Below are 25,618 nucleotides of genomic sequence, written 5' to 3' on the forward strand. Positions count from 1 at the left end.
CGTCATTAGGGTCCTATTAGAACAGGTTTCACATCATTAAAAAAGTATCGTCATCTTGACAGTATGTTCTGCAAAGCAGATGCGCAGAACCCGCTCATGACGTTGATCGAGAAAGGATTTCCAGGCGCTTCTTCTGGCGCTCCCTCGAATTCGCAAGTCGCGGCGTACCTCCGGTGCCGACACTAATTGACATTTCACACTCGAACGCAACCCATCTTGAAAATAAGCCGTATGCAGGATGACATGTGGCAAGTTGTTGTTATCAAGCGATTTCATATTCCCTGATCGGCAATCAAGGTTTTTTAACGAGTAGGTATACGAATTAAATGGTGGAATATAGAATCCCCTCCCCGATATAGACGAATAGCCTCACCCAAATACACATATGCGGATCGATAAACCGCTCTGGCACGAAGGCCTGATTCTCACGCAGCAGCATTTTCAGCAGCAGGAGCGGTGGACGGAATTCGCCTTGCGCCAGTTCACGACGGCCGCGCTCGCGCAACCTTGGGGAACGCTCGACGTCGAGGTAGACGAAGACGCACTCGCAGCCGGCCGCTTCAAGCTGTCGCGGCTCAGGCTGCGTTTTCCCGACGGCACGCCCATCGACACGTCGCTCGCGCAGGCGCTGCCGCCCGCGCGCGATCTCACGCAAGGCGTGAGCGCCGAACGGCAAAGTGTGACCGTGCTGGCCGCGCTCGCTTTGCCCGACGCCAATGGCAACAACTGCCGCATGGACGAAACGGCGCTCACGCGGCCGCGCCGCGCCTATCGCGAATTCGTCAAGGTGGTCGACCTGAACGGGACGGACGAAACCGAGATCGCCGCGGAGCGGCACGCCGTGCGCCTGCTTCTCGACTTCGAGCCACATGCCGATGACACCGTTTGCGCCATCGCGCGCCTGACGCGTTCGACGAGCGGACAGTTCCAGCTCGACCGGCGCTACGTGCCCCCTTGCCTGTCGTTGAGCGCGCATACGCTGCATGTCGAGCGCATCGGCCGGATAGCCGACATCCTGCTGGCGAAGAGCCTTGCGCTCGGCGCACGACGCAGCGAACGCATCGAGCAGGTCGCCGAATACGGCGTGGCCGACGTGCAACTGTTCTGGCTCCTGCACTGCATCCATGCGGCCTGGCCGAAGCTGCGGTTCCTCGCGTCGAATCCGAACCTGCCGCCCGAGCGGCTGTATTCGGTTCTGGCCGAGCTCGCCAGCGCGTTGATGACGTTCTCCACGAGCGCACAGCTCACGGATATCCCCGCCTACGATCACGTGCGCGCGGACGAAGTGTTCGCGGAGCTCGAATCGATGATCCGCAATCTGCTGGACGCGATCATTCCGTCGCGCGTCGTGCCGATCGATCTTGCGCACGACAACGCGACGACGTGGAGCGGCAAGATTCTCGACACGCGCATCGCCGACGGCGCCGCCGACTGGTATCTGTCGGTCAACTCGACGCTGCCCGCCTTCGAACTCATCGAGCGAATCCCGCGCCTGTGCAAGATCGGCGCCCCCGACGAGGTCGATCACATCGTCAATTCCGCGCTCGCGGGCATCCCGCTGAAGGCCGTTCAGCGCGTGCCGGCGGCGATTCCCGTGCGGCTCGACAACCAGTACTTCGCGCTCGATGCCGCGAGTCCGGCGCACGCGCGCATGCTGGCCGCGCGCGCATGTCAGGTTTATCTGCCGACCTCGGTGCCGGACGTCTCGCTCGAACTCTACGCGGTGCTGCGCTCATGAACATGCTGTCCACGTCTCCCGCTCATCCCGGCCTCGTCGGACCGGCGCCGGGTATCGCACCGGCCCATGTGAGCGGCATGCGCGATCTGCTCCGCGACACGGCGCTCTTCGTCGCGAATCTGTCCACCGGCGGCAGGGCGGGGGATTTCACTGCGTTGCGCGCGCGTTGCGCGTCGATGGTTGCGGAACTGAGCGCTGCGCTCGAACGCCGCGGTTATCCGGAAGACGTGTGCGACGATGCCGTGAAGGCGCAATGCGCGCTGCTCGACGAAACCGCTCTGCTGCACCTCTCCGACCACGACAAGCCGCTATGGTCCGCACAGCCTTTGCAGGTCGAGAAATTCAAGCAGCACGATGGCGGCGAGCGCGTGTTCGAGCGGCTCGAGTTCCGCATGCGCGAGCGTGCGCCCGAGGTCGATCTGCTCGAATCCTATGCAGCCATTCTCGGCCTGGGATTTCTCGGCCGATACGCGGTTCACGGTGAAAACGAGCGGCAGGCGCTCATCGCCGAGCTGAATACGCTGATCGGGCGCCTTCGCCCCGAAGGCGAGCGCTCGCTCGTCATCGATCAGCCGGGCCGGCGCTTCGGCGACTGGTTGCGGCGCGTCTCGCCGTGGGCTATCGCCGGACTCGGCTGCGCCGCCGCGCTCGTGACGTGGACGATCTGGCACATCGCGCTCGATGTGCAACTCGCCGCGTTGATTCCCCACGCCGTCAAGCCGTGAGCAACATGCCAAGGTTGGGTTATCCGGCGCGCACGATCGTCGTGCTCGCAGCGCTTCTCGCGCTCGCCGTGCTGTGGTTCGTGCAGCCGTTCGGCAAGGAATGGAACTGGCCTTGCGCGGCCGGCATCGTGATCGCCGCGGCCGCCTTCATCGCCTGGCGCACGCGGCAACTCGCACGTGCGCGCAAGCGAAGCGCGCCTATCCTGCGCGCGCTGGGCGCCGCGACCGTCGACATTCCGTTGAATCTGCGTGCCCGCATGCCGCTCGTGCTCGTCACGGGCGATGCGCTCGCCGCGCTTTTCGATCACGGTGCGCGTGAGCCGCGCCTGGTGTACATCGGCGATGGCGCGATCTGGCTGCGCGTGGATCGTCCGCAGGATCTTCCCGAGGTCGCGCTCGCGATGCGGCAATGGCGCGACGGCCATCCGCCCGACGGCGTCGTGCTGAGCATCGCGCCGTCGCTCCACGCCGACGCGGACGCGCTCTCACAACGCCTGCGCGTGGCGCGTCAGGCGCTCGCCGATGCCTCGCGCATCGTCAGCACGCGCCTGCCGGGTTACGTCGCCGTCTATCAGCGCCTGACGAACCTGCCGCCACGCGATGCGAACCTCACGCGCCAATGGCACAGCGCGTCGGCCGGCGCGCCGATCATCGACGCGGGGCGCTTCGAAGCCGTCATCCGGAATGCGGAAAGCGAGGCCTCGCGCCACGCCGGAGATCGCTACACGGCCGTCCATGCCGCCGCGCTGGCGTCGATCATCGGCTGGACGCAGCGTGTGGTCTTCGGCACGCTCACCGATCCGCGTCAGCCGGCCGCGCCCTGGGCGCTTCACGGCGCGGGCTGGATCGATTGCGGACCCGCGAGCGATGCGTCCAGGCCGTGGGAGCAAGACGTTCAATTGCAGACGCGCATTGCGCCCGCGAACCTCGATGCAACGCCCGCGCCGTGGCCGCTGCCGCAATCGCTGCTCGAAGCGATGCCGCGCCGCGCCGCCATGTCGCCGCGCGTCGCCGCCTTCGCGCACGCGATCGGCATCGCCGCGCTGGCCGCCAGCGCCGCGTTTCTCGGCGCGGGTCGCCACAACGCGGAATTGCTCGATCGCGTCCATGCGGACCTGGATCGCTACGCGTCCATCACGCCGGATCGCGACACCGCCCGGCGCGATGCGCTGCGCTCGCTCGCCGCCGATCGCGACGAACTGGATCGCAACGCCCGCACCGGTGAGCCGCTCAACTTATCGTTCGGCCTGTATCACGGCGCGCAACTGCTGCCGGCCTTGAATGCGGCAATCGCAAGCTATCAGCCGCCGCCTCCGCCGCCCGCCGTGGTGACGCTCGACAGCATGTCGCTCTTCGACAGCGGCAAGGCGCAGTTGAAGCCCGGCTCGACGCGTGCGCTCGTCGCGGCCCTCGAAATGATCAAGGCTCATCCCGGCAAGCGGATACTCGTCGCGGGGCACACTGACAACGCGGGCGATGCCGCCAGCAATCTGAGGCTATCGAACGCGCGCGCGGCGGCATTGCGCGACTGGCTGATCGACGCCTCGGGCATTCCGGCGACGCAGTTCGCGGTGCAGGGCTACGGCGACACGCGCCCGATCGTCGCCAATGACACGCCCGAAGGCCGCGCAAAGAATCGCCGCGTCGAGATCACGCTGGTGCCGGACGAAGCCAATAACGCGAAGTAACATCGCGAATCGAATCCCCGGGGTTCTCTCTCCGGGATCTTGTCGCTCAGGATTCTTCCTGGGCATCGCTTGGCAGTACCAAAGAGGAGTAGTAAATGGCAATTCCTGCATACATGTGGCTCAAGGATGACGGCGGCGCCGACATCAAGGGTTCCGTCACGGTGCAAGGCCGCGAAGGCAGCGTCGAAATGGTCGCGTTCGACCACGGCGTGCACATCCCGACCGATGGCAACACGGGCAAGCTGACCGGCACGCGCGTGCACGCGCCGGTCACGCTGACCAAGGAAACCGACGCATCGACGCCGTACCTGTACAAGGCAGTGACGAGCGGTCAGACGCTCAAGTCCGTCGAGATCAAGTGGTACAAGATCGACGACGCGGGCAAGGAGAAGGAATACTTCAACACCAAGCTCGACAACGTCAAGGTCGTCGCCGTGCGTCCGAAGATGCTCGACATCAAGAATCCGGATTACGAGAAGCACAACCATCTGGAAGAAGTCGAACTGCGCTACGAACAGATCACCTGGTCGTACAAGGACGGCAACATCATCCACAAGGACACGTGGAACGAGCGCGCGTAAGCGCCTCATGACGACGTGAGTCGTCCAAGCCAGCCCGCCTCGCGGGCTGGCTTTTTCTTCTGCGATTTCAACAGCCCCGCACGCCCTCTTTCATTCCCTCGTCACCGGACTTCATATGACAATGCGCGACTCCACTCATCTGCTTCGCCGGCTCAATCCGCACTGCGCCCGCACGCTCGAAGCGGCCGCGAGCCTGTGCCAGACGCGCCTTTCCGATGAAATCACCGTCGAGCATTGGCTCTTGAAGCTGATCGAAGCGGATGAAGGAGATATTCCCGCGATCCTGCGTCACTATGAAATCGACGTGGATGCGATCTGGAACGCGCTGCTCGCCGCGATCGATCGTCTGCCGCGCAACCTGCGCGGCATGCCGTCGCTGTCCATCCAGCTCGCGAGCGTGCTGCAGGATGCATGGAATCTCGCCTCGCGTGAGGATATGGAAGGCACGATCCGCTCGGCGCACCTGCTGCGCGCGATCATCGCCGCGCCGCACGTGATGCGCACGCAAGACGCATGGCCGCTTTTCTCGCTGTCCGGCGCGCAGATCGAACGTCTTGTGCCGCGGCTCGCGCGCGCGTCGTGCGAGAACGCGCCCGCGCAGGAAGACGATGCAGCCGATGAAGCAAGTGCGCCGCTCTCCGATACGAAAGCGGCCGCGCAATCGACGCCGCCACGCTCGACCGAAGGCGAAGCACTCGAACGCTTCGCCATCGATCTGACGGACAAAGCGCGTCGCGGCGAAATCGATCCCGTGTTCGGCCGCGATCGCGAAATCCAGCAGATGATCGACGTGCTCGTGCGCCGCCGCAAGAACAACCCGATCCTCGTCGGCGAGCCGGGCGTCGGCAAGACGGCGCTCGTCGAAGGGCTCGCACTGCGCATCGCCGAAGGCACGGTGCCGTCGCTGTTGCGAGAGGTGCGCATCCTCACGCTCGATCTCGGTCTCCTGCAAGCCGGCGCGGGCGTAAAGGGCGAGTTCGAGCAGCGCCTGAAAAACGTGATCGACGAAGTAAAGGCTTCGGCGACACCGATCGTGCTCTTCATCGACGAAGCGCATACGCTGATCGGCGCGGGCAACTCGGCCGGCGGTTCCGATGCGGCCAATCTCTTGAAGCCGGCGCTTGCGCGCGGCGAACTGCGCACGATCGCCGCGACGACGTGGACGGAATACAAGGAATACTTCGAGCGCGATGCGGCGCTGGAGCGACGCTTCCAGATGGTGAAGGTCGAGGAGCCGGACGACGATGCCGCCTGCCTGATGCTGCGCGGCCTCGCGACCCGATACGCGAAGCATCACAACGTGCATATCCGCGACGAAGCGCTCGTCGCGGCGGTCAGGCTCTCGCGCCGTTACATCCCCGCACGCCAGTTGCCGGACAAGGCCGTCGATCTGATCGACACGGCCGCCGCGCGCGTGCGCATGGGTCTCGATACGCCGCCCGCCGAATTGCAGCGCGCCCGCGCGGCCGTGGCGGCGCTTGCGCTCGAACGTGCGACCATCGACGCGGACGAGCGCGCGGGCATCGACGATACGGCCACGCGTCGCGACGCGCTCGAAGCCGCGATCGCACAGGCCAACGAGGATCTCGCGGAGATCGAAGCGCGCTATGAGCATGAGCTGTCTCTGGTCCGCACGCTGCTCGAACAACGCGGCGACGGTGCGACAAAGCCCGACGCCCACGCCTTTGCCGCCGCCAAGAGCGCGCTCGCCGAAGCACAGGGCAAGACGCCGCTGATCTTCGCCGATGTCGATGCGCAAGCCATCGCGCGCGTGGTCGCCGAATGGACCGGCGTGCCGGTCGGCAATCTCCTAGAAGACGAACTGCTGAACTTGCTCACGCTCGAGGACCAGTTGCAAAAGCGCGTGGTCGCGCAAGACGACGCGCTCGGCATGCTTGCGCAAAGCCTGCGCACCGCGAAGGCGGGACTCAAGAGCGAGCATGCGCCGCTCGGCGTGTTCCTGCTGACAGGAACATCGGGCGTTGGCAAGACCGAGACGGCGCTCGCGCTCGCCGACGTGCTCTTCGGCGGCGAAGCTGCGCTCACGACGATCAACATGTCGGAGTATCAGGAAGCGCACACGGTATCGCAGTTGAAGGGCTCGCCGCCGGGTTACGTCGGTTACGGGCGCGGCGGCGTTCTCACCGAAGCCGTGCGCCAGCGCCCTTATAGCGTCGTGCTGCTCGATGAAGTCGAGAAAGCGCATCGCGATGTGCTCGACATGTTCTATCAGGTCTTCGACCGCGGCTCGATGCGCGATGGCGAAGGCCGCGAGATCGACTTCCGCAACTGCGTGATCCTGATGACGTCGAACCTCGGCAGCGAACAGATTCACGATGCGACCACCGACACCCCCGACATCGCGCACGCCGCGCTGCTCGACGCCGTTCATGATCCGCTCGTGAAGCACTTTCAGCCTGCGCTGCTCGCGCGCTTCCAGACGCTCGTCTACCGGCCGCTCGACGTGAGCGCGCTCGGCCGCATCGTGCGGCTGAAGATCGCGAAGATCGCGGCTCGCCTGAAGCGTCAGCATGACGTGACGCTCGTGTGCGACGAGTCGCTGATCGCATCGCTCGCCGAGATGTGCCTGTCGCGCGATTCGGGCGCGCGCAACATCGACGCGTTCCTCGATCAGCGCATCCTGCCAACGGTCTCGCGCGAATTGCTCACACGCATGGCGAGCGCCGCCGCGCCTGCCGAGATCCGTCTCGCGCAATCCGAGGAAGGCAATCTGACGATCGAGTTCATCGATCGCGGCGAGTCGGCGCAAGCAGCCGTCTGAAGCGAGCGACAATGCCAGCCGGTCCATCCCTCTATGAAATGCTGCTCGGTCAGATCGACGGCGAGCCGCTCAGCGACTTCGACGACCGCACGCTCGAAGTCCTGAGCGTGCAGCAGAACGTGCGGCGCATCCTGAACACGCGGGCCGGGGCGCTCAAGCATCTGCCCGACTACGGGCTGCCCGATCTGACCAACATCTACAAGGCGCTGCCCGCGTCGTCGCAGGCGCTCAAGGAGCAGATGGAAGCGACGCTCGTGAAGTACGAGCCGCGCATCCGGGCGATCGACGTGGAGATGGTCGACACGCCCGAGCCGGGCTTGCAGGTGAGCTTCGAGATGACCTGTCACCTGAAGCGCACGGGTCTCGTGCGCTTCGGGACGTACTTCGTTCCGCCAGGCGTGTTCAGGCTGGAGCGGCGCGTGCGCGAGGGGAAGATCTGAGCGCGCCTCTTGCGTGTTCAATCGCAGGAGTCCCGCCGGCGACCGATCAACTCACGCAGATCATCCCCGATCCGCGTGATGACCGGCGCCCACTCATGCAAGCGCGCCTGCCGATACAAGCGCATGTCCGGATACCACGCCGTTTGTTCGCCTTGCCGCCCCCAGCGCCATTCCGGCGCGGCAGGAAGTATCGCCCAGGCGCGCTTGCCGAGGGCGCCTGCCAGATGCAATGGCGACGAGTCCACGGAAATCACGAGATCGAGATGATCGACGAGGCCGGCCGTGTCGGCGAAGTCGTCCCATTGGGATGACAGATCGTGCGCGCGGATGCCGGATTGTCTCGCCAGATGCGTTCGTCTGATTCTTCTGCAGGATGAACCACTCGACGCCTTCGATTGAGGACAGCGGCCCGAGCGCGCGCGCCGGCACGAAGCGGTCGATGCCGCTGAAGTTATGCGGCCCGCTGAACCAGCACAGTCCCACCTTCAGCTTGTGCTCGTATGGCTGCATGTACGCATCCCAGCGCGAGCGCGCCTCGGGCGGCGTGCGGATGTATCCGTGCCCGGCGCCGCACATGCCCGCCCTGCCCAGGTAAGCGGGCAACAGATAGTCGAACACCCAGTAATCGACATGAGCCAGTTCGTCCGTTCGCCAGCCGGACGCGACGCTTTGCGCGCCGTCGAGATCCCGAAACAGCCGATGCAATTCGGGCCGACACACGAAATGCACCGACGCGCCCGCATCCGCAAGTTGCCTGGCGTAGCGCGCCAGCATCAGATTGTCGCCTATGCCCGCATGGTACGCGACGAGGATACGCTTACCTTGCAGCGGCTCGCCGCGCCATTTTTTCGCGAGATGCGGCGCGATGTCCGGATAGTACGCCAGCACATGCTCATCGCTCGCGAGTCCTTCGAGCACGCGCCAGCCTTCCTGCTCGCGTCCGAGCAAAATGAGCGTATCGCCCAAACCGCCGATGGCCTCCACGCTGGACGGCTCGCTCTCCACGACACGTTTGAACGCATCGAGCGCCTCATCGAAACGGCACTGCATATAGAGCGCCTTGCCGAGCATCATCCGGATGTCGGCATCGCCGGGTGCGGCTGCGAGCATCGAGCTGGCCTGTTCGATGACCCCGCCGTGATCCGAGAGAAACCGACCGCGAAGACGCAGCGCGCTCTTGCCGTCGGCCCTGATGAGCGCCTGCTTCGCATGAAAGCGCATCAACTCCGGTTGACTCGCGAACAGATAGATCTGGGCAAGCGCCGCGTGCGCATCATGATTGTCCGGGTCGATGAAAAGTGCTTCGGCCAGGCACTCGATCGCGCTGTCGCGATCCGAACAGTTGTTCAGATAGACGATCCCGCGCTGCACGCGAATGAGCGCGTTGTCCGGGTTCCGTGCAATCCATTGCGCGCAGACATCGAGCGCGAGCGACGGCTCACCCATTCCGGCCAGATCATTCGTCGATGCAATGGCGTAATGCACTTCGTGCGGTTCGAGCTCGATCGTCTCGCGCCACAGGGCGAGCGCCCGATCACGGTCGCCGCGCTGCGCCGCCGCCTGGGCAGCGGCGGCAAGCGACACCGCCCGCTCCCTGATGTCATGCTCCGTACTCATCTTCTCGTCGCCAGTCAAAGGACGATGGAGCGTAACAGAGGGACCTTGCCGAATCGACATAATTCGTCGGGCGATCACCCGGCGCGCGCGCTACTCATGCCACTGTCCGGCCCCGCCCGCGAACGCGGGCACGCCCATGTCGCCACGATTCTGCGCCTCGCGCGCTTCATCGGCTTCGACCGTCTTGCTCGTATCGATGAAGAGCGCCGCGAACGCCCCAACCGCAAGCAATGCCGCCGAGATCGTGAACGGCACGTTGTAGCTGCCCGTCTCCTGGATCAGGTAGCCGAACACCACCGGCGACGCCATGCCGGCGAGACCGAAGCCCGTGTTCATCATGCCGCCCGCCGTGCCCGCATATTTGCCCGCGATATCGAGCGGCAGGGTCCACAGCACGGGATTCGTGATCTCGAGGAAGAAGAACGATCCGGTCAGGAACCATACCGCCGCGATGGGACTCGGCGCATTGACCATCGGTATGAGGAACGCGAGCGAGCCGCCCATGCCGACGACCAGAATGCTGCAACGCGCGAGCCGCAGCCGCCCCGTCATCTTGTAGATGCGGTCCGATATCACGCCGCCGAGCGTATCGCCGATCACGCCCGCGAGCAGCGGCAGCGCGGTGAAGAGGGCGAGATGCTTCAGATCGAAGCCGCGCGATTCCTTCAGGTACGAAGGCAGCCACGTCAGATACACCCACAGCAGCCAGCCGTAGCAGAAGTCGACGAACGTCACGAGCCACATGCGATGAATCAGCTTGCGCCACGGCGTCGGGTTCTTTCTCGCACGCGCGCATTCGCCCGCGCGATAGCCGATTTCAGCGGTCTCCTCGGGCGTTACGCGGCGGTTCTCATCGGGTGAATTGGTGAAGACGAAGAGATACAGCGCCGTCCATGCGAGGCTCGCGATACCGAGCAGAATGAACGCCTCGCGCCAGCCGCTCGTCGCGACCACCGCGAGCACGAGCGGCGGCGTCACCGCGCCGCCCAGCCGCGCGAAGCTATGCGTGATGCCTTGCGCGAAGCCGCGCTCGTGCACCGGCATCCAGAACGTGAAGGCGCGCGTCGCGGTCGGGAACGCGCCGCCCTCGCCGATGCCGAGCGCGAGACGCAACAGCACCAGCATGCCGATGCTGCCCGCGAAGCCCGTCGCGAGCGTCGCCGCGCCCCAGATGAGCGAGAGCACGGTGAGCACGAGCTTCGGCCCGAAACGATCGGCGAGCCATCCGCCGATGATCTGCATCACCGCGTACGGATAAGCGAACGCGGAGAACACGAGGCCGAGCTGCACGGACGTCAGACCCATCTCCTGCCGGATCAACGGTCCCGCCACGGCGATGTTCACCCGGTCGATGTACGAAATGAAGTACATCAGGCACATGACGCCGAGAATGATATGGCGCGTCTTCACGCGCTGACGATGCTTGTTCACAGTGTCTCCTTCAGTCCATCTGATGTGGAATGTCGTGTGAGTGAATCCGCTTCTGCCTATCCCGCGGGCTGCGGATCCTGAACGAGCTTCAGGCGTTGCACCTTGCCTGACGGGCCGCGCGGCAATGCATCGGTGAAGCGGAATTCACGCGGCGTTTTATAGCGGCCGAGCTCGCGCAGGCAGTGCGCGCGCAGTTCCGCCACGTCGAGCGACGTGGCGCCGCCGCTCGGCACGATGTACGCGACGATGTCCTGCCCATACGCCGCATCGGGCACTCCGACCGCGGCCGCTTCGAGCACGCCCGGATGACGCAGGAGCGCTTCGTCTATCTCGCGCGGCGCGATATTCTCGCCGCCCTTGATGATCAGTTCCTTCGCGCGCCCGTTGATGTAGAAGAAGCCCGCTTCGTCGCGATAGCCGAGGTCGCCGGTGCGCAGCCACCCGTCTGCGGTGAACGCATTGCGTGTCTCTTCTGGGCGCTTGTAGTAGCCGCTCATCAGCTGCTCGCCGCGCAGCACGAGTTCGCCGGTTTCATGCGGCAGGCATTCGCGGCCGTCGGGATCGACGATCTTCGCTTCGCCGCCCGATGGCAAACCGATGCTGCCGAGTCTTCGCATCGTTGGCTCATACGGGTTGCTGAACACCGGCGCGGCGGTCTCCGTCATCCCCATCGTTTCGATGACACCGATGCCGAAGCGCGCCTCGAATGCGCGATGATGATCGGCCGGCAGCGCCGCCGATGCGCTGCGGCAGAACTTCAGCGCCGACAGATCGCAGTCATGCTCGCCCTCGGCATTCAACAGATAGGCGACGATGGTCGGCACCACATTGATCCACGTGCAGCCGGAATGCGAAGCCTCGCGCCAGAACGTGCGCGCGGAAAAGCGCGGCGTCATCACCGCCGAGCCGCCGTGCCAGAGCGGTGTCAGCAGCGCGACCACGAGACCGTTGATGTGATAGAGCGGCAGCGACACGAGCACGCGATCGTCGTCGCAGAGGTGATGCTCCGCGCTGATATGGCGCATGTTCGCAAGCAGGCTGCGATGACTCAGCAGCACGCCCTTGGGCGCGCCCGTCGTGCCCGACGTGTACATGAGCAGCGCGGTATCGCCGGAATTCATGGCGCCCGCGTCGCTCGCGACGATCCGCGTGCCGGGCGTTTCATCGCGCACGAGCGGCGTCGCGCGCGATGAAAGCGCCGGGATATCCGGCATTGCGCCCGACGCCGGCGTGGTGCGCACCACCGCGATCTCGCGATCCATGCCTTCGCGCCGCAACGCATCGATCGCTTCGACGATCGTGTCGTGCGTATCGTCCGCGACGAAGATCATGCGCGTATCCGAATGCTCGACGATATAGCTCAACTGCGAAGGCTGGCACAGCAGGTTCAACGGATTGGCGACGAGACCGCTGTACATCGTCGCGAGCAGCAGGCGCGCGGTCTGGATGCCGTTGCCCATGAATACCGACACCACGTCGCCCCGTTGCAAGCCGGCCGCCTTGAAGCGTGCTTCGAGCGCGATGCAATCGTCGCGCAATGCGCCGAACGTTAGCACGTCGTCGCGAGCGGTGGAGAGCAGAAACGGCTTGTCGGGTGCGCTTTGCGCGCGCGCGTCGATCAACGCACGCAACGTCGATGCATCGCGCGGCAACCGGGCAGGCGCAACGATTCGATCCGGCACGGCGCTCATCGTCCGACCCTCCGGAAGTAGTCGCCGAGAAGCGCGTCGACTTCGGGCACGCGTTCCGCTATCGGGTGCGCGACGCGCGTGACGTTCAGGTACTGCCGATAGCCGAGATTCGACGAGAAATTGTTTCCGCCCCATGTGCCGCAGCCCATCGAGAGCGAGAACGGCAGGCCGTTGTCGAAGTTGCCGCCGGTCGCGAGGCAATGCGCCTGATCGACGATCACGCGCGCCACCGGCAATTGCATGCCGAGCGTAACGGCGAGCGCGTCGTCCGCGCCATGCACGCCGACCGAATGGCCCGCGCCCATGTAGCCGTAGATGCCGCGCACGATATCGATGGCCGCGCCGATGTCGCGCGCGCGATAGACCGCGAGCACGGGCGAGAGCTTTTCGCCGGAGAACGGATGCTGAGAACCGTAGCCGGTCTCTTCGACCATCAGGAACTTCGGCGCGCGCGCGGCGATATCGTCGAGGCCCGCTTCGCGCGCGATCACCGTCGCCGAGCGTGCGGTGCAGCGCGCGGAGAGCTTGCCGTCGTGCCACATCGCCGCCTGCAATTGCGCCTTCTGCGCTGCGTCGAGCAGCACGCCGCCTTGCTTCGTCAACGCATCGAGCATGCGCGCGTAAATGGCGTCTTCGATCACGACGCTGTTTTCCGACGAACAACTCGTCGCGTTGTCGAACGTCTTGGAGACGGCGATCTTGCGCGCCGCGTCATCGGGATTCGCGTTCGCCGTGACGATCGATGCAACGTTGCCGGCGCCTACGCCGAATGCCGGCGTCCCGCTCGTATAGGCCATGCGCACGTTGGCCTGCGAGCCGGTCGCGACGACAAGATCGGCGAGCCGCATCAACGCAGCGGTCGCCGCCTTGCCGATCGGATGCGGCAACATCTGCACGAGATCGGGATCGAGACCGGCCTTCGCGAACTCGGCGTGAATGAAGCCGATCAGCAACGCGCACGACGAATAGCCCTTCGGCGAAGGCGCGACGATGACCGCGTTGCCGCACTTGAGCGCGTTGATGATCTTGTTCGCGGGCGTCGCGGCCGGATTCGTCGATGGCGTGATCGCCGCGACCACGCCCACCGCACGCGCAATCTCGAGGATGCCGCGTTCCTCGTCGCGCGCAACGACCCCTGTCGTCGCGACGCCGTGAAGATCGCGCAGCAGCCCGAGCGTCTTGCGATGGTTCTTGCGGAACTTGTCGTCGGCGTTGCCGAGGCCCGTATCGCGTACGGCCAGTTCCGCCAGCAGCCGGTTGCGCTGCGGCTCCATGATCGCCCACGCGGCAGCCGCGGCGGCGATGTCGAGGGTCTCCTGTCCCGCTTGCTCGAAGCGCTGTTGCGCGGCGCGCGCTCGCGTCACGAGCGCAGCGACCTCGCGTTCCACATCGGGTTCCTGTGTGTTCGGCGCGTTCTCGCCGGGACGCGCGAGCGTCGCGCCGCTTGCCATGTGATTCATGCGATAAACCTCGGCTGTTGGAAGATTGGCGATGCTTCTCAATCTAGTCAGCCGTGTTCATCGCGCGGTCCCGTTTTCTGGACTAACGCATGCAGCGATATCGCGAGCATCGGAAATTCAGCTTTTCGGGACTTTCACGAGTCCCGAAAACCGGTGTTTTCGACGCACAATAAAATGAAAACGCAAACCAGTAAGACGGAGACAAGGCAACGTGACGTCGAACCAATCGAATGCCGCCGCTGTGCGCGCGTTCCGCGTGCTCGAAACGCTCGCCGAAGCGAATCGCCCGCTTTCGATGACCGAGCTCGTCGATGCATTGGGCCTGCCCAAGCAGACCGTGCATCGCATTCTCGTGCAACTGATGGACGCATGGCTCGTGACACGCGGCGCGAGCGACAAGCTCTACGAATGCTCGGCGCGCGTGCGCACGCTCGCCATCAACGTGTTGATGCACGCGGGCCCCGCAGCGGCGCGTCATGCGCTGCTTGAACAGCTCGTCGCGCGCGTCGGTGAGACCTGCAATCTGACGATGCTCGCGGGTAACGACGTCGTCTATGTCGATCGCGTGGAAACAGGCTGGCCGTTGCGCATGCATTTGCAGCCGGGCTCGCATGTGCCGCTGCATTGCTCGGCAAGCGGCAAGCTGCTGCTGAGTTTCCTGCCGAAGGAGCGGCGCGAGCGCATGATCGAGCGCCTGCCGCTACGCTCGTATTCGGAGCGCACGATCACCGATCGCGACGCGCTGCGCCGCGAACTCGCGTTGACGCGCCGCCGCATGCTCGCCATCAATAACCAGGAGCATTTGCAGGGCCTCGTTGCGATTGCGGTGCCGGTGATGCTCGATCGCAATCGCGCGTGCGCGGCGATCGCCATTCAGGCGCCGGTGGGACGCGTCGCGCTCGATCAACTGCTCGCGTTCGAACCCGATCTGCGTCGCACCGCCGAAGAAACCGCCAGGACGTTCAGGGAGTAAATCAGCCGGTTTGCAATGCAGCAAACCGGCGCTCATCTCAGTGCTTATCGTTCGACCGTTTGCAGATGCCGGGTCGAATGCGCGTCGTCTTCGATCTCGGCTTCCTTGCGGCCGCGCTTGAACACGACATACGCGACGATCAGAATGCCGAGGCTCGCGACGCCCAGCCACAGCGGCTTGCGCTGGTCGGGAATGAAAGCCATTGCGACGAGGATCGCGGTCATCCCGAAGATCGCGAGCCATGTGAGATAGGGAAATCCCCACATGCGCACGCGCAGGTCGTTCGCTTCGAAGCTTGTCATGCGGGCGCGCAGACGCAATTGCGAGAACGCGATCAGCAGGTACACGAAGATCGCCACCGTGCCGTACGAATTGACGAGAAACGCGAACACCGTATCCGGCGAGACATACGACATCACCACGGACACGTAACCGAACACCGTGCCGAGCAGAATGGCGCGCACCGGCACACCGCGCTTGTTGACCTTCGCGAGGCCGAGCGGGGCATCGCCGTGACGCGTCAACGCGAACAGCATGCGCGATGCAGCGTAGAGACCCGAATTGAGCGCGGACAACACGGCGGTGAGCACGATCGCGTTCATCACGTTGGCTGCGGCGGGCATGCCCATCACTTCGAGCGCGCTCACGTAAGGCGTTGCCATCTGATGCGAATTCCAGGGCACCAGCGCGACGACGAGCGCCACCGATCCGACGTAGAACACGAGCACGCGCGTGATGACCGAGTTGGTCGCCTTCGCGACGGCCTTCGCGGGCTCCTTCGCTTCAGCCGCTGCAATCGTGACGATCTCGGCGCCGAAGTAGAAGCCTGTCGCCGCGACCGCGCCCGTCATCACCGGCCCGATGCCCTTGGGCATGAATCCGCCGTGGCCGAGGAAGGTCGTGGCGACATCGGTCGTGTGCATCGACGCCGGCCAGAAACCGCATACGTAGAGGCCGCCGAGGAACAGGAACACGATGATCGCGCCGACCTTGATCGACGAGAACCAGAACTCGAACTCGCCATAGCTGCCGACTGAAATGAGGTTGGTCAGCGTGAGCACGACGAGCAGCACGAGACTGATGATCCATGCAGGCACGTCGGGTACCCAGAACTGCACCAGCTTCGCGCCCGCGACCGCTTCCAGCGCGATCACGATGACCCAGAAGTACCAGTACATCCAGCCCGTCAGGAAGCCGGCGAGACGGCCGGGCCCGCGCTGCGTCTTGAAGGCGAGGCGCGCATATTCATAGAACGAGCCGACAGCGGGCATCGCGCAGGCCATTTCGCCCAGCATGCGCATGACGAGGACCACGAGGCCGCCTGTGATGAGAAACGAGAGAATCGCGGCGGGCCCGGCCTGCTGAATCACCACACCGCTGCCGACGAAAAGTCCGGCGCCTATGACGCCGCCCAGCGCGATCATCGTCATGTGGCGCTGCTTGAGGCCACACTTGAGATCGCCTTGCTCCGTGTTCGCTTGCATGTCGTCTCCTGCTTTGCTTGTGTCGATTCGAGGCTCGCTCGCCGGTTCGTTGCCGGCGAGTCGAGTCATTTCACTGGATCGTCTCTACATCGCTTCAAAGCGCCGGCCGGTCCTTGCGATACGCGTTCTTCACGGCGATCTTGCCGTCGCTGAACGTGAAGACGTCCACCATGCGGGCCTCGATGCGCGAGCCGTCCGCTTTCGTGCCGCGAAACGTCGATTCCGATACGCCGCGCTCGCCGCTCACGAAATGCTCGCCCTCTTTCCACGATGCATCGGGGAAGGTTTCCCACGCAAGCGCGAAGCCCTTGCGGACCTCGTCGCGGCCCTTGAACGTGCGGCCCAGCGCATCGGGTCCGGCCACGCCGTGAAAGACGCATTCTTCGGCCATGCAGTTCATCAATGCATCGATGTCGTGGCGATTCCACGCATCGTTGAAAGTTTCCAGCAGCCGGACATAATCCTGATTCGTTTGAGTGCTCATGTGTCGATGTTTTCAGTGCGTTGCGAAAGAGTCAGCAAGGTTCAGCGCTTCTCGTCCTGCGCCAGATACTTGTGATAGAGGAACCGTTGGCCGACGCGGCGGAAGGGCGCGAAGCCTTTCCATCGCACCATGCCCATCACGTTCGGATATTCGAGCGCGGAGTCGTAGATCGGCAGATCGTCGCGGCTGCGTTGCCACTTGCCCGCGACGCGCTCGGCCATGCGCCGCCCCGCGTGCGCGGAAAACGACACGCCGTTGCCGCCGTATCCGACCGCGTAGAAGACGCTTTCATGCGGATCGGGCTGCGCGACGCGCGGCATCATGTCGTGACTCACATCGACCCAGCCCCACCACGAATAGTCGATGCGAATGCCCTTCAGCGATGGGAACTTGCGATGCAAGCCTTCGATGAGCACATCCATGTGCCGCGGGTTCGCCGCATCCGCGCCCGTGATCGCGCTGCGGCTGCCGATCTGCACGCGATTGTCCGGCAGCAGCCGATAGTAAAAGCGCAGCGTGCGCGTATCGGTGATGACCTGATGCGTGCGGAAGTTGGTCGATTCGAGTTCTTCCTGCGTGAGCGGCCGCGTGACGAGCGAGTTCGAGAGAATCGGCATGATCTTCGCGGACAGCGCGCGATGCATGTCGTTGCGCGTATAGCCGCCGGTCGCAAAGGCAACCGCCTTCGCGCGAATCACGCCGCGCGGCGTGCGCACGTGATGCACGCCGCGAACCGTCTCGACGCCGAGCACGGGCGTGCTCGTATGCACCTTCACGCCGAGCGAGCGCGCCATGCGCATATAACCGAATGCGAGCTTGAGCGGATGCACGCCGATGCCATCGGGTTCGAGCAGCGCGCCGCAGTTTTCGCGATCGTCGACATACGATTGCGCGACTTCCTTCGCGCTCAGCATGCGCGCGTCGTAGCCGAAGACATCGCGCATCACCTTGCATTCGTTCGCGAGAAAGTCCATCTTGCGCGCCCGATGGGCGATGTACAGATGCCCGCCCGGCTGCGGATCGCATGCGAATTCGCCGATCAGGGTCTTGAAGGTGTCGAAGCCTTCGCGGATTTCCGCGTCGAGCCTGAGCGCCGTCTGCTTGCCCCATCGCTCGATCCATTGAGAGCGATAGAGACGGCCGCTCGCGTTCTGCCCTTGCCCGCCGTTGCGGCTCGTGCAGCCCCACGCGGTGCGGTTCGCATCGACGACGGTCGCGCGGATGCCGTGCTCCCGCGCGAGAAAGAGCGCAGTCGAGAGGCCTGTGAATCCCGCGCCGACGATCAGCACATCGACGTCGGCGTCGCCGGACAAAGGTCCGTCGTCATCGGGCGGCTCGCCGGCGGTGGCGACCCAGTAGGTCGGCGCATAGTCCATCGCCTGACGGCCGATGGGCGAGACGAGCGGGTCGTAAAGCGGATCGTATGGGGCGCACGCGCCACGAAGGGCCGGCGCAACGTAATCGAGAGTAGCCACCGATAACTCCTTGGAAAGTACCCTCATACTGCACCTAACTTCGCGCACCGTTTAGAGCCACGCCGGAATCATCGTTAGTGCCAGGCCGCTCTTCATGGGAGGCGCCACGGCGCGCCGCTGGCCCTGGCGATGAGCCCTTTCTGGCACTACGGCCGACCCTTTTGTCTGGTCATACGGGGCCGAAATCCTCTTTCGCTCGCGCAATGCCGCATGCGCGTCGTTCAGCGACCGGCTCTTGCGCGCCAAAGGTTTCGTGCGGCTTGTCGATGGCACCTGTGCGCAGATTCATGTCGTCGCCAAGCGCTGGCATGTCACGCGATGCCGGCACGTCGAAGCGTCGCGAATCGTTTTTATCGGCCTCTTCGAATCAGACGACACAGACCGCGCGCTAAGTGCTGTGTCTGCGCCGCGCGCCGAGCCATGCAGCAAGCTTCGCGAATAAGGTCATATCCGGCGCGCTGGACAGATCCACCGCAAAGTGATGCCGGTAATACGGACTCAGATCGAGCCCCACGCCGAGCCCGAGCACCTCGACCATGCGCGCCGCCTCGTGCTTCGCGACGACTTCGCGCAAATGCTGATCGAGATAGTTCGGATCGTTGGCCTGTGCGGTTGCGCTGTCCATCGGGCTGCCATCGGAGATCACGACGACGATGCGCCGCGCTTGCGCACGCGCAGCGAGTCGCGAACACGCCCAGTCCACCGCTTCGCCATCGACGCCTTCGCGAAACAGATCGGCCTTGAACAGCGCCGCAATGTCGCCGCGCGCTGCACGCCAGCTCGCATCGCCTTCCTTGAAGATCATGTTGCACGCTTCATTGAGCCGGCCCGGATACTTCGGCCGGCCCTTCGCGAGCCAGTCGAGCTTCGCGCGGCCGCCGTTCCATGCGCCGGTCGTGAAGCCGAGCACTTCGGTCGCGACGCCCGCCATGCCGAGTGCGCGCACGAGCACATCGATCATCACCGCGACAGGCTCGATGCTCGCCTTCATCGACCCCGAGCAATCGATGAGAAAGCTCACCGCGCAATCCGCATGCGGACGTTCCCGCTCGCGCCTGAAGACGCGTCGCTCATCCGGCGACGCCACCACTTGCGCGAGGCGACGTCCGTCGATGCGCCCTTCTTCCTCGCCGAAGGACCAGCCGTCGCGATGCGGCACGGTAATGGCCGCTTGCAGCATGCGCGCGAGACGCGGCACGTTGATATGCCGCGCCGCGATCAGATCGTCGAGACGCTCGCGATATTCACGCAACAGCGCGGGGCGTATCAGCGCAGCCGGGCGAATGGTCTTGTCGTGGCGCGTGGTGAACACGCGATAGTTCTCACCCGACGCCTCACGCGCGGTGCTCTCGCCGCTCGCGGCGAGCGCGAGCCGTTCGACGCTGCCTTCTTCATCGTCGATATCGAACCACGCGCCGAGCATCGTGCGCGCGGCCTCTTCCTTCTCGTCATCGGATGAAGCGTTATTTTCGACGAACGCGTGCCGCACGTCGCGCACCATTTCGCCTATCTTTAGCGCGATGTCGAGCGCATGAACCGCATACGCGCGTTGATCCGCGCAATGCCGCCGCATGCCCGCAAGCGCATGCCCGAGCGATGGCGCGAGCGCCGCGCGCGTGGCCTCGATGAGTCCTTCGGTCGCTTCGAGCACGGCGCGCCCGGACAGGCGCGATTCGGCCATTTGAGCGACGGTGTACATCAAGAGGCCGATATCGCTGTCGAGCAAGCCCGCCTCGTAGCACGCGAGCGACCACGCGTCGAAACGATGCCGCACGTTGCGCCTCACGCCTTCCATGCCGACAGGCACGCGCGTTTCACAACGCAACTGCTCCAGCATGTCGAACACCATGCGCTCGACGGGTTCATCGGGCGTCATGTGCCGATGCAGCGCGGCGTCCGAATATGCGATGCGCAACGCGGACGCGTCGGCGGCGCCGCGTGTCGAATCGACGTCTTCTTCGTCCCTGCGCTCGCCGCGCAAATGCGGCGCATAGAAGGGCACCGGCCGCAAGTGGCGATACAGCCTGCCGCCGCGATAGTGCAACGCTTCATCGCCCGTCAAGGCCCGCACGGTCGCCGCGCATAACGCATCGCGTCGCGCGAGTTCACGCGGCCCGTTCACGTTGCCGACTCGTCGTGCCACTGAGATGGCGTGTCCAGTTCCTCGCCGAACGCGCGCTGAAAATATTCCGCAACGATCGGCCGTTCCGCTTCGTCGCATTTGTTCAGGAAAGTGAGACGCAGCGCGAGCTTCGCGTCGTGGAAAACTTCGCAGTTTTCGGCCCAGTTGATGACGGTACGCGGCGACATCAGCGTCGACAGATCGCCCGCAGCGAAGCCGCGCCGCGTGAGTCCGGCCATGCTCACCATCGAATCGACGAGCGCCCGGCCCGCGTCGTCATCGAGACGCGGCACGCGCGCGAGCACGATGCGCGCCTCTTCTTCACGCGACAGATAGTTCAGGGTCGCGACCACGTTCCAGCGGTCGATCTGCGCATGATTCAGCATTTGCGTGCCGTGATACATGCCGTTCAGATTGCCGAGGCCGATCGTATTCGTCGTCGCGAACAGGCGAAAGAAACGATGCGGCTGAATCACCCGGTTCTGGTCGAGCAGCGTGAAGCTGCCGTCGCGCTCCAGAATGCGCTGGATCACGAACATCACATCGGGGCGGCCGGCGTCGTATTCGTCGAACACGAGCGCGACCGGCCGTTGCAGCGCCCATGGCACGATGCCTTCCTGAAACTCGGTGACCTGCACATCGTCCCGTACGACGATTGCGTCCTTTCCGACGAGATCCAGCCGGCTCACGTGGCCATCCAGATTCACGCGCATGCACGGCCAGTTGAGCCGCGCCGCCACCTGCTCGATATGAGTCGATTTTCCGGTGCCGTGCAAACCCTGCACCATCACGCGGCGGTTACATGCGAAGCCCGCGAGAATGGCCAGCGTGACCTCGGGATTGAAGCGATACGCCTCGTCGATTTCCGGAACATGCGGGTCGCGCGTGCTGAACGCCGGCACGTGCAGGTCCGTATCGATGCCGAAAAGCGTGCGCACGGACACGCTCCGGTCCGGCTCGTCCAACCATGTGTCGCGCATCATGAGGCTTCGTCTCCCGTGGCAGAGGCTCCAGCATAGCAACTATGTTTTTCCGGAACAATTCATTTCGTTTATTTTTATCCAAACGGCCAGAGCGGCGTGGCTCCGCACCTCATTTAAAATAATGTCGAACGAATTCACTGGAAATCATGCCGATGGACAAGCCCGATACACCCACGCTGCGTGCCTTCGCGTTGCTGGAATACCTGGTGCAGGCAGGCAGCCCGGTGTCGCTGACGGACATGGCCGACGACATGGGCATGCCGAAGCCCTCGCTGCACCGCATGCTCGCGTCGCTCGAAGCGGGCGGACTGGTGATCCGCGAACCCGGCGACAAGAACGCGTATGTCGTCGGCCCGCGCCTCGCGCAACTGGGCCTCAATGTGATGACGCACGCGGGCGCCCGGCGGTTACGGCACGCGATCCTCACGCGGCTCGTATCCGATCTCGGCGAAACGTGCAATCTCACGATGCTGCATGAAAACGAGGTCTTGTATCTCGACCGCGTGGAAGCGCCGTGGCCGCTGCGGCTCGATCTGAAGCCCGGTTCGCACGTGCCCGTCTGGTGCAGCGCGAGCGGCAAGTTGCTGCTCGCGTTGCAGCCGCGCGAGGAACGCAATGCGCTCGTGCGCGCGATGAAACTCGAGCGCTACACCGCTAACACCATCACCGACACGGAAATGCTCGAAGCGGAACTCGACCGCATTGCGAAGAAGGGAATTGCGATCGACAACGAGGAGTTCGTTCAGGGCATCGTGTGCGCGGCGGCGCCGATCGCCGATGCCAACGGCTCATGCATCGCGGCGATCGCCGTTCACGCGCCGGTATCGCGCACGCCGCTCTCGCGCGCGCTGGAAATGGTCCCGCGCCTCAAGGAAGCCGCAGCGGAGCTAGGCAAGACGTTTTGAGGCGCATTCGCGAACAATAAAAACGCAACCGCCCATTCCGAAAATTGTGGCGCATAGGCGCGAAGGGCGCGTAAAGTAGCCGTAATTCGAAACCAAACGTTCCGTTTCCGGCTCATGCGCGACGTCACACATCTCGATCCCGCCGGGCATGCCGGCGATGAAGCGCGGACGCTCCGTCCGCTCGCGGTACTCGAACAACTGGCCGCGGCCGGCCATGCCTACACGCTGTCGCAACTCGCGGCGCGCGTGCGCATTCCCAAAGCAACACTGCTGCGGCTGATCGACTCGCTCGAGGCGCAAGGCTATGTGACGCACATGCCCGATTCGCGCGGCACCGACCGCGGCATCGCACTCGGACCGCGCGCCGCCCAGCTCGCACTGGCCATGCTTGCCAATAACTCGTTCACGCGCGGCTGCCGCTCGATCCTGCGCGCGCTCGTCGACGTCATCGGCGAAAGCTGCAATCTCACTGCGCTCGATGGCGATACGGTCCTTTATATAGAACGCGTCGAGACGGCCGAGCCGCTGCGCCTTCATATGCAGGCCGGCATGCGAGTGCCGTTGCATTGCACCGCAAGCGGCAAGTTGTTCCTTTCGCAGATGCCGCTCGCCGAGCGTCGTCAAATCCTCGGCCGGCTCACGCTCACGAAGAGGACGCATCGCACGCTCACCGATCGCACCTTGCTCGAAACAGAACTCGACCGGCTCGCCGCGCGTGGCATCGGCATCGATAACGAGGAGTTCGTGCTGGGGATGGTCGCCGTCGCGGTTCCCATCACCGAAACCGCGACCGGGCGGGTGCTGGCGTGTCTCGCCGCGCATGCACCGACCGCCCGCGCCAATCTCAACGACTTGCTCCAGGCGGTGCCGCAATTGCGCGAAACCGCCGTGAAGCTCGCCACGCTCATGGATGCCTCCGATGGCCTGTCGCTCATGGCGCGCCATCATCCAGTGGCGCGCTAATTCCCTCTTCCCGCCGAGACGCCCGTCACGCGAGCCCCGGCGGCGGTCGCACCGTCAGCCCACTCTAAAATTCCGAACTTTTTAGAGACAAAACATTCCATTTATTTGAAAAAAGGATTGACGGCGAAATCAGCCCGTCCTACGATGTCTCCAAGATACATATTCCGGAACGATACGTTCCGTTTATCTCAACGGAGACACTCATGAGCGAGCACGACCAAGCCCGTCCTTCCCAGACCACTCTCGCCGCCAGCGCGGCGCCCACCGGTCCGCAGGCGATGACCCCATCCGAAGCCTTCGTCGAGACGCTCGCCGCCAATGGCGTGACCGAGATGTTCGGCATCATGGGTTCGGCCTTCATGGACGCGATGGACATTTTTGCGCCCGCCGGCATCCGCCTGATTCCGGTCGTGCATGAACAAGGTGCGGGCCACATGGCGGACGGCTATTCGCGCGTGTCGGGCCGTCACGGTGTCGTGATCGGCCAGAACGGCCCGGGCATCAGCAATTGCGTGACGGCGATCGCGGCGGCGTACTGGGCCCACAGCCCGGTCGTGATCGTCACGCCGGAAGCGGGCACGATGGGCATCGGCCTCGGCGGTTTCCAGGAGGCAAAGCAGTTGCCGATGTTCCAGGAATTCACGAAATACCAGGGCCACGTCACCCACCCGGCGCGCATGGCCGAATTCACCGCGCGCTGCTTCGACCGCGCGATGTCGGAAATGGGCCCGACGCAACTCAACATTCCGCGCGACTACTTCTACGGCCAGGTCAAGGTCGAGATCCCGAAGCCTCAGCGTCTCGATCGCGGCCCCGGCGGCGACCAGAGCCTGAATGAAGCCGCCGATCTGCTCGCCGAAGCGAAATTCCCCGTGATCATCTCGGGCGGCGGCGTGGTCATGTCCGATGCCATCGAGGAATGCAAGGCGCTCGCCGAGCGTCTCGGCGCGCCTGTGGTCAACAGCTATCTGCATAACGACTCGTTTCCGGCGAATCATCCGCTGTGGTGCGGCCCGCTCGGTTATCAGGGCTCGAAGGCCGCGATGAAGCTCCTGAGCCAGGCCGACGTCGTGATCGCGCTCGGCTCGCGTCTCGGGCCTTTCGGCACGCTGCCGCAGCACGGCCTCGACTACTGGCCGAAGGAAGCGAAGGTCATCCAGATCGACGCCGACCACAAGATGCTCGGCCTCGTGAAGAAGATTTCCGTCGGCATTTGCGGCGATGCGAAGGCGACGGCCATCGCGCTCACGCAACGTCTCGCGGATCGCAAGCTCGACTGCGACGCCACCAAGGACGCCCGCGCGAAGACCATCGCTTCCGAAAAGGCCGCATGGGAAAAAGAACTCGACGAATGGACGCACGAGCGCGATCCGTACAGCCTCGACATGATCGAGGAGCAGAAGAACGAGAAGCCGTTCAGCGGCGGCCAGTATCTGCATCCGCGGCAGGTGTTGCGCGAACTCGAGAAGGCGATGCCCGAAGACGTGATGGTGTCCACCGACATCGGCAACATCAACTCGGTCGCCAACAGCTATCTGCGCTTCAACAAGCCGCGCAGCTTCTTTGCGGCGATGAGCTGGGGCAATTGCGGCTATGCGTTCCCGACGATCATCGGCGCGAAGGTCGCGGCGCCGCATCGTCCGGCCGTCTCGTATGCGGGCGATGGTGCCTGGGGCATGAGCCTGATGGAAACCATGACCTGCGTGCGGCACAACATTCCCGTGACGGCGGTCGTGTTCCATAACCGTCAGTGGGGCGCCGAGAAGAAGAATCAGGTGGACTTCTACAATCGCCGCTTCGTTGCGGGCGAGCTCGACAACCAGAGCTTCGCCGAGATCGCGAAGGCGATGGGCGCGCAAGGCATCGTCGTCGACAAGCTGGAGGACGTCGGCCCGGCGCTGAAGAAGGCCATCGATCTGCAGATGAATCACGGCAAGACGACGATCATCGAGATCATGTGCACGCGTGAACTCGGCGATCCGTTCCGCCGCGACGCGCTCTCGAAGCCGGTGCGCATGCTCGACAAATACAAGGACTACGTCTGAGTCCAGCGCCGCGCCGCTCCGCGCCCGGAGC

Annotated in this window: 20 protein-coding genes and 1 pseudogene; 11 read left to right on the forward strand and 10 right to left on the reverse strand. The window is 64.3% G+C overall.

Annotated elements, in window-relative coordinates:
• Positions 1–385: 385 nt before the first annotated feature.
• From tssK to tssE, 6 genes are all read left to right on the forward strand, one after another.
• Complete coding sequence (gene tssK / locus NCT32_RS28570; RefSeq protein WP_061119481.1) at positions 386–1,738, forward strand: type VI secretion system baseplate subunit TssK; 1,353 nt, start codon at positions 386–388, stop codon at positions 1,736–1,738.
• Positions 1,735–2,463 carry a DotU family type IV/VI secretion system protein gene (locus NCT32_RS28575; protein WP_250490798.1) on the forward strand — a complete coding sequence of 243 codons (729 nt, stop codon included), beginning with the start codon at positions 1,735–1,737 and terminating at the stop codon, positions 2,461–2,463. Before tssK ends, NCT32_RS28575 begins: the two co-directional genes overlap by 4 nt.
• Before the next feature lie 5 nt (positions 2,464–2,468).
• Positions 2,469–4,151 (forward strand): OmpA family protein, encoded by a 1,683-nt coding sequence (locus NCT32_RS28580; protein ID WP_250490822.1) that lies wholly within the window; start codon positions 2,469–2,471, stop codon positions 4,149–4,151.
• A gap of 95 nt (positions 4,152–4,246) precedes the next feature.
• The gene (locus NCT32_RS28585) at positions 4,247–4,732 is read left to right on the forward strand and encodes an Hcp family type VI secretion system effector (RefSeq protein ID WP_250490799.1); all 486 of its coding nucleotides are present in this window, start codon (positions 4,247–4,249) and stop codon (positions 4,730–4,732) included.
• Between the two features lie 115 nt (positions 4,733–4,847).
• Entirely contained in the window at positions 4,848–7,514 is a 2,667-nt protein-coding gene (gene tssH / locus NCT32_RS28590) for a type VI secretion system ATPase TssH (protein WP_250490800.1), read from the forward strand.
• Between the two features lie 11 nt (positions 7,515–7,525).
• Positions 7,526–7,954, forward strand: a complete 429-nt coding sequence (tssE, locus tag NCT32_RS28595; protein WP_061119485.1) for a type VI secretion system baseplate subunit TssE — start codon at positions 7,526–7,528, stop codon at positions 7,952–7,954.
• A gap of 17 nt (positions 7,955–7,971) precedes the next feature.
• Here tssE and NCT32_RS37670 read toward each other — a convergent pair whose 3' ends face one another.
• The 5 genes and pseudogenes from NCT32_RS37670 to sauS all read right to left on the reverse strand — a co-directional run bounded on the left by NCT32_RS37670 (position 7,972) and on the right by sauS (position 14,153).
• Positions 7,972–8,208 carry a hypothetical protein gene (locus NCT32_RS37670; RefSeq protein WP_409241548.1) on the reverse strand — a complete coding sequence of 79 codons (237 nt, stop codon included), beginning with the start codon at positions 8,206–8,208 and terminating at the stop codon, positions 7,972–7,974.
• Positions 8,209–8,893: 685 nt separating this feature from the next.
• Positions 8,894–9,631 (reverse strand): annotated as a pseudogene (locus NCT32_RS37675) (tetratricopeptide repeat protein); the annotation flags it as partial.
• Positions 9,632–9,661: 30 nt separating this feature from the next.
• Positions 9,662–11,002, reverse strand: coding sequence for an MFS transporter (locus NCT32_RS28605; RefSeq protein ID WP_409219313.1), 1,341 nt, complete (start codon positions 11,000–11,002; stop codon positions 9,662–9,664).
• Between the two features lie 56 nt (positions 11,003–11,058).
• Entirely contained in the window at positions 11,059–12,693 is a 1,635-nt protein-coding gene (locus NCT32_RS28610) for an AMP-binding protein (RefSeq protein ID WP_250490802.1), read from the reverse strand.
• Entirely contained in the window at positions 12,690–14,153 is a 1,464-nt protein-coding gene (gene sauS, locus NCT32_RS28615) for an acylating sulfoacetaldehyde dehydrogenase (protein WP_250490803.1), read from the reverse strand. Before sauS ends, NCT32_RS28610 begins: the two co-directional genes overlap by 4 nt.
• A gap of 211 nt (positions 14,154–14,364) precedes the next feature.
• Between sauS and NCT32_RS28620 the strand changes: the two genes are divergently transcribed.
• Positions 14,365–15,126 (forward strand): IclR family transcriptional regulator, encoded by a 762-nt coding sequence (locus NCT32_RS28620; RefSeq protein ID WP_061119489.1) that lies wholly within the window; start codon positions 14,365–14,367, stop codon positions 15,124–15,126.
• Between the two features lie 44 nt (positions 15,127–15,170).
• On the opposite strand, the gene NCT32_RS28625 is transcribed toward NCT32_RS28620, so the two are convergent.
• From NCT32_RS28625 to NCT32_RS28635, 3 genes are all read right to left on the reverse strand, one after another.
• Complete coding sequence (locus NCT32_RS28625) at positions 15,171–16,610, reverse strand: amino acid permease (protein WP_061119490.1); 1,440 nt, start codon at positions 16,608–16,610, stop codon at positions 15,171–15,173.
• A gap of 94 nt (positions 16,611–16,704) precedes the next feature.
• Positions 16,705–17,094 (reverse strand): nuclear transport factor 2 family protein, encoded by a 390-nt coding sequence (locus tag NCT32_RS28630; protein WP_250490804.1) that lies wholly within the window; start codon positions 17,092–17,094, stop codon positions 16,705–16,707.
• A gap of 41 nt (positions 17,095–17,135) precedes the next feature.
• A complete protein-coding gene (locus NCT32_RS28635; protein WP_086961274.1) occupies positions 17,136–18,569 on the reverse strand; it encodes an FAD-binding oxidoreductase in 1,434 nt (477 codons plus the stop codon).
• Positions 18,570–18,753: 184 nt separating this feature from the next.
• Between NCT32_RS28635 and NCT32_RS37680 the strand changes: the two genes are divergently transcribed.
• Complete coding sequence (locus tag NCT32_RS37680; RefSeq protein ID WP_409241549.1) at positions 18,754–19,011, forward strand: GTP-binding protein; 258 nt, start codon at positions 18,754–18,756, stop codon at positions 19,009–19,011.
• Here NCT32_RS37680 and NCT32_RS28640 read toward each other — a convergent pair.
• The gene (locus tag NCT32_RS28640; RefSeq protein WP_250490805.1) at positions 18,958–20,691 is read right to left on the reverse strand and encodes a cobaltochelatase CobT-related protein; all 1,734 of its coding nucleotides are present in this window, start codon (positions 20,689–20,691) and stop codon (positions 18,958–18,960) included. The genes NCT32_RS37680 and NCT32_RS28640 overlap by 54 nt on opposite strands.
• Positions 20,688–21,674 (reverse strand): AAA family ATPase, encoded by a 987-nt coding sequence (locus NCT32_RS28645; RefSeq protein WP_086961280.1) that lies wholly within the window; start codon positions 21,672–21,674, stop codon positions 20,688–20,690. Before NCT32_RS28645 ends, NCT32_RS28640 begins: the two co-directional genes overlap by 4 nt.
• 152 nt (positions 21,675–21,826) lie before the next feature.
• Between NCT32_RS28645 and NCT32_RS28650 the strand changes: the two genes are divergently transcribed.
• The 3 genes from NCT32_RS28650 (at position 21,827) to xsc (ending at position 25,587) form a co-directional block, all read left to right on the forward strand.
• Positions 21,827–22,579 carry an IclR family transcriptional regulator gene (locus tag NCT32_RS28650; protein ID WP_061119494.1) on the forward strand — a complete coding sequence of 251 codons (753 nt, stop codon included), beginning with the start codon at positions 21,827–21,829 and terminating at the stop codon, positions 22,577–22,579.
• Between the two features lie 114 nt (positions 22,580–22,693).
• On the forward strand, positions 22,694–23,542 hold the full coding sequence (locus tag NCT32_RS28655; protein WP_250490806.1) for an IclR family transcriptional regulator: 849 nt from the start codon (positions 22,694–22,696) through the stop codon (positions 23,540–23,542).
• A 203-nt stretch (positions 23,543–23,745) separates the two neighbouring features.
• The gene (xsc, locus tag NCT32_RS28660) at positions 23,746–25,587 is read left to right on the forward strand and encodes a sulfoacetaldehyde acetyltransferase (protein ID WP_250490807.1); all 1,842 of its coding nucleotides are present in this window, start codon (positions 23,746–23,748) and stop codon (positions 25,585–25,587) included.
• The last annotated feature ends 31 nt before the right edge of the window (positions 25,588–25,618 follow it).

It is taken from the genome of Caballeronia sp. INML2 (assembly GCF_023631365.1).
GTDB lineage: Bacteria > Pseudomonadota > Gammaproteobacteria > Burkholderiales > Burkholderiaceae > Caballeronia > Caballeronia turbans.